The organism is Microseira wollei NIES-4236, assembly GCF_020521235.1.
GTDB classification, from domain to species: Bacteria; Cyanobacteriota; Cyanobacteriia; order Cyanobacteriales; family Aerosakkonemataceae; genus Microseira; species Microseira wollei.
Genome location: NZ_BLAY01000350.1, coordinates 1 through 4,156, shown reverse-complemented (window position 1 = coordinate 4,156; position 4,156 = coordinate 1). Strand labels below are relative to the sequence as shown.

General features: G+C 46.1%; 7 protein-coding genes. 5 read left to right on the top strand and 2 right to left on the bottom strand.

Annotated elements, in window-relative coordinates; translation table 11 throughout:
* Positions 1–285: 285 nt before the first annotated feature.
* On the top strand, positions 286–906 hold the full coding sequence (locus MiSe_RS47940) for a GDYXXLXY domain-containing protein (RefSeq protein ID WP_226594380.1): 621 nt from the start codon (positions 286–288) through the stop codon (positions 904–906).
* 167 nt (positions 907–1,073) lie between these two features.
* Here the strand turns inward: MiSe_RS47940 and MiSe_RS47935 are convergent, their stop codons facing one another.
* Entirely contained in the window at positions 1,074–1,346 is a 273-nt protein-coding gene (locus MiSe_RS47935; RefSeq protein WP_226594378.1) for a hypothetical protein, read from the bottom strand.
* A gap of 13 nt (positions 1,347–1,359) precedes the next feature.
* Here MiSe_RS47935 and MiSe_RS51805 point away from each other — a divergent pair, with 13 nt between their 5' ends.
* Positions 1,360–1,485, top strand: a complete 126-nt coding sequence (locus MiSe_RS51805) for a hypothetical protein (protein ID WP_264197127.1) — start codon at positions 1,360–1,362, stop codon at positions 1,483–1,485.
* A gap of 72 nt (positions 1,486–1,557) precedes the next feature.
* Here MiSe_RS51805 and MiSe_RS47930 read toward each other — a convergent pair whose 3' ends face one another.
* On the bottom strand, positions 1,558–1,860 hold the full coding sequence (locus tag MiSe_RS47930) for a helix-turn-helix domain-containing protein (RefSeq protein WP_226594377.1): 303 nt from the start codon (positions 1,858–1,860) through the stop codon (positions 1,558–1,560).
* 157 nt (positions 1,861–2,017) lie between these two features.
* Between MiSe_RS47930 and MiSe_RS47925 the strand changes: the two genes are divergently transcribed.
* The 3 genes from MiSe_RS47925 to MiSe_RS47915 all read left to right on the top strand — a co-directional run bounded on the left by MiSe_RS47925 (position 2,018) and on the right by MiSe_RS47915 (position 3,833).
* Entirely contained in the window at positions 2,018–2,224 is a 207-nt protein-coding gene (locus tag MiSe_RS47925; RefSeq protein WP_226594376.1) for a hypothetical protein, read from the top strand.
* 204 nt (positions 2,225–2,428) lie between these two features.
* The gene (locus MiSe_RS47920; RefSeq protein WP_226594374.1) at positions 2,429–3,082 is read left to right on the top strand and encodes a helix-turn-helix transcriptional regulator; all 654 of its coding nucleotides are present in this window, start codon (positions 2,429–2,431) and stop codon (positions 3,080–3,082) included.
* A 31-nt stretch (positions 3,083–3,113) separates the two neighbouring features.
* Positions 3,114–3,833, top strand: coding sequence for a DUF2887 domain-containing protein (locus MiSe_RS47915; protein WP_226594382.1), 720 nt, complete (start codon positions 3,114–3,116; stop codon positions 3,831–3,833).
* The last annotated feature ends 323 nt before the right edge of the window (positions 3,834–4,156 follow it).

Genomic DNA, 4,156 nt, shown 5'->3' with positions numbered 1-4,156 from the left:
TGTCACAGGCACATACACGGTGTGAACAATGAGTTGCTCAAGGCTTGAGCCGGATGATGGGAAACTGTCAAGTCCGGTTCTTAGGGGAGGGGGACACGGTGACGTGTGCCTCCTTACCCGACAGAGACTGACCAATACTTGGGTGAGGAAACTCCTCCAAGCAAGTCAACTCGCAGAAAGAGGAACTCTTTGAAGTGATTCTTAGAATCCCCCGCCTTCTAGGCGTGGGGAGAATGTCAAGTCAGAACGCTGCATCATAATTAACTTAATTAAATCAAAATTCCTATGTCTTCTGATGCTAAATTTTCCCAATCGATGCCTTCTTGGCGGCTTTGGCTACCTTTAGTGCTTCAAACAGCGCTAATTATTTCAGTGCCTGCTGGAGCTATTTTTATTCACCTTACCGGCAAAACGGCGATCCTGCAAACAGCGCCGGTAGACCCTTATGATTTATTGCGGGGTTACTCGCAAACGTTGAGCTATGATATTTCTCGCCGAGAAACGTTAGAAAAGCTACCGGGTTGGAAAGAGTTAACCAAAGATAAACGATATCAGGAACTGATCGCTCTTTACGTTATTTTAGAAGCACCGGAGACACAGATATCGTCTGGGCGTCCTTTGGCTTGGAGAGCGGTCAAAGTTAGTAGCGATCGCCCCAGCAATTTACCTTTCAATCAGGTGGTTCTCAAAGGTTTGCTGCGCTATAGTACCGTTACCTATGGCGTGGAAAGCTATTACTTTCCAGAAGACCAAAGACAGCTGCTCAACGATGATATTAATCAAGCACAATCTAACCGAGGACAGCAGGAAAAACCCCAGCCTTTCGTCGTCGAAGTCAAGGTAGACGCCGAAGGCAATGCTGTCCCTGTTAGCTTGTGGGTGCGCGATCGCAATTATCGATTTTAGGTAATGGGTAATTGCTAATTGCTAATTGCTAATTGCTAATTGCTAATGGGAAAGAAAGTACCTATTACCTAATAAATAATTGCTAATCGGTAATGGCTAAGAAAGTACCTATTACCAATTACCAATTACCCATTACCCATTACCCATTACCCATTACCCATTACCCATTACCGCTCTTCGTCTTTCTGCTTCATCTGCCAAGTTGCACCTATTGCAGCACTCGCACCAGCGATCAAGCCGGTACTCATTCCTTCCAGCGTTCTTAACTGAGGACGTTTTGTCAAGCATTCCGTTGTCGGATTCTCAGCTAGCCAGCACTGTTGACTATCTGCCCAGCTCGCAGTGCCTCCCACTACCACACCAATGGCACTGCAAGCCAAAATATATAGCCAGAAGGGATTTCTTTTTTTAGCCGTGGGGCGAAGATTTTTTCTATCCATCGATAGATGACAAATGAGCGATTTTCCGCAAACAAGTTTCCAGTATACTTGGTTGGCGCCAGAATTGAAAGTTGTTTTAGCTGCAACTCGGATCAGTGCGATCGCTCCTGTGACGGTAAGTCGTCGGGAACGCCGCTAGTGTCGAATCCCAAGCGTTGAATAGCTCTCCTGTCGTCGCTCTTTTCTGGACATCTGGATCGCCAGAGCTGCATCAGGAGTCGGTTGAAGGTGGCTCTGGTGGCCCAAAAGTATCTGGCAAATCGCTCACCCTTTCAATTCCTAGCTCGCGACAGATGGCTTTTAGCTGAACCAAGTTGGGACGGGTTTCTGTCTCTCCGGATACCCAACGTTGATAGGTTCGCAGTGGAATGCCGCATCGCACGGCAAATTCAACTTGGGATAGTTTGGTTTTTTCTATCCTGAGCGCTTCTATGGGAGAATTACTTTCTTGTCTGCTTTTTGTCATTATGCCATATAGACACGCCGTATTGACATAACATATTTGACACGTCATAATGGCGTTGCCAAACAGAACAAAAGGACAGCCCTAGCATCTGGTTAGGGTAGAGCGAGACTGTCCTTTTCTCAAAGTGTCTGTCCTAATTACCCGATGGTCAATTAGGCAGAACGAATTTGTTGAGATTGAATTTTGAGGTAATTATGACCTACAGGTGCAACAGCGATCGCAGATCGCTACTTTTCTCATGGATAATTGTCGGTCAATTACCCAATTTACAGCGGATTACGGTGTGAAAATGCCTAGAAGCTGCGACGCAGAGGGACATTTGCAGATTTGGCGGCGAATGATACCTCATGCTCGGTTTGAGGTAGTGTTTGATTTACCCGTGCGGCAATATATTCCTGGCAAGAATACTTAGGGCGGGCAATAGGGCCCACCCCACAACAAGTCGATCTTGGCTTTGTGGAGTGGGCGCGGGCAATAGGTCCGGTCCCCACAAGCAGTCGATCTTGGCTTTGTGGAGTGGGCGCGGGCAATAGGTCCGGTCCCCACACCAAGATCTTGGGTTTGTGGGGTGGGCGTCCCGCCCGCCTGTATTCGAGGTAAAAGCTAGATTAAAGTTATGGAGGGACAGCAAAGATCCAAAAATCAAATCCTGTATTTATTAAAAACGCGGGGAGATAAAAGTGCGATCGCTCTTGCCGAGGAATTGCATCTATCTCCGATGGCGGTGCGGCAGCATTTACAGGCATTGCAGTCAGAAGGTTTAGTAAGCTATCGAGAAGAAAAACGTCCTTTGGGGCGTCCGGTGAAACTTTGGCGCCTAACAGACCGTGCTGCTGCTATTTTTCCCGATAGTCATGCAGATTTGATGGTTGACTTATTGCAGAGTGTTGAGGCTGTATTTGGTGCGCCTGGACTGGAAAAACTGATAGCAGAGCGATCGCAACGACAAATCCAAGCATATACAGAAAAGATATCGGATGCTGAAGATTGGCGCAGTCGGGTATATGCGATCGCTCGCTTACGCACCCGCGAAGGTTACATGGCAGAAGCGATCGAGTTGCCAGAGCGTGGGATGTTATTGATAGAAAATCACTGTCCGATTCGCGCTGCTGCTGCTAGTTGCGGACTGTTGTGTAAAGCAGAATTAGAAGTATTTAAAACTTTATTAGGTGCGACAGTAAAAATTGAAAGAGTTGAACATATTTTAGCAAGCGATCGCCGCTGTGCCTATCGAATTTGTCCTGTTGAGACTGCGGTTAATCAATGCTAAAAGCTTTTAAGACCGCAATTTTTGCTTAGTTATTGAAGCTGAAGAGACAGCACCCGCATTAGCAAGGGACTTAATCGCCCAAGCGAGGCAACAAGTAAACGATGAAGCCATCAAGCGCGACCTGATCGATTTGATAGAAACTATCATCGTCTACAAGTTACCACAAAAAAGCCGCGAGGAGATTGAAGTTATGTTGGGTTTAAGCGAGTTAAGACAAACCAGAGTCTTTCAAGAAGCATTAGAAGAAGGTCGCCAGGAAGGTAGACAGCAAGGTCGCCAAGAAGGTCGTCAGGAAGGTCGTCAAGAAGGTCGGCAAGAAGGTCGCCAGGAAGGTAAGTTGCAATCTATACCGCGCATCAGCGAGTTTGGATTGAGTCAGGATGCGATCGGGCAAATTTTAGACTTACCCCCAGAACTCGTTCAGCAAGCAGCTACGTCTTTTCACCAACAGAATTTGGCTGCTTTTATTCAAGTGGTGCATCGAGAGCGAACGCTGTTTTCCCCGCAAGACTTCGTTGACTTAGAACAACTAATTGAAGTTTTGCCAGATAATCTAGAAGAACTTTCGATAGCAATAATAAATTGGTATAAACAGCCAGAAAAATCTCAAATACTCGCTCGGTTAGTTCAGGTGCGTGAAACACTGAAAAACAATACTTCTGAATCTGGATATCAAACCGAAACAAGTACTGTTGAAACACCTGAAAACCAACTTTATAAGCAAACCCTAATCAATCAGATCGCCAAGTAGGGGCACGGCATGAGACATATTTCGGTTCTTAATCCAAGATTTAATCATGCCGTGCCCCTACGATGGCGATCTAATCAATCCGGAAATTAAACCAAATAAACAAACCCTAATCAATCAGATCGCCAAGTAGGGGCACGGCATGAGACATATTTCGGTTCTTAATCCAAGATTTAATCATGCCGTGCCCCTACCATCACGATCTAATCAATCCGGAAATTAAATGGCAAACGGGCATAAACACCCATCGGATCGTTGATTGATTTCAGGGCACGGCATCAGAGATATTTCGGTTCTTAATCCAAGATTTAATCATGCCGTGCCCC

What these genes read in the sequence shown, in the direction of transcription:
- MiSe_RS47935 (WP_226594378.1), bottom strand. Translation starts at nt 1,346, where the DNA reads ATGGATAGAAAAAATCTTCGCCCCACGGCTAAAAAAAGAAATCCCTTC.
- MiSe_RS47920 (WP_226594374.1), top strand. Translation starts at nt 2,429, where the DNA reads ATGGAGGGACAGCAAAGATCCAAAAATCAAATCCTGTATTTATTAAAA.
- MiSe_RS51805 (WP_264197127.1), top strand. Translation starts at nt 1,360, where the DNA reads ATGAGCGATTTTCCGCAAACAAGTTTCCAGTATACTTGGTTGGCGCCA.
- MiSe_RS47940 (WP_226594380.1), top strand. Translation starts at nt 286, where the DNA reads ATGTCTTCTGATGCTAAATTTTCCCAATCGATGCCTTCTTGGCGGCTT.
- MiSe_RS47930 (WP_226594377.1), bottom strand. Translation starts at nt 1,860, where the DNA reads ATGACGTGTCAAATATGTTATGTCAATACGGCGTGTCTATATGGCATA.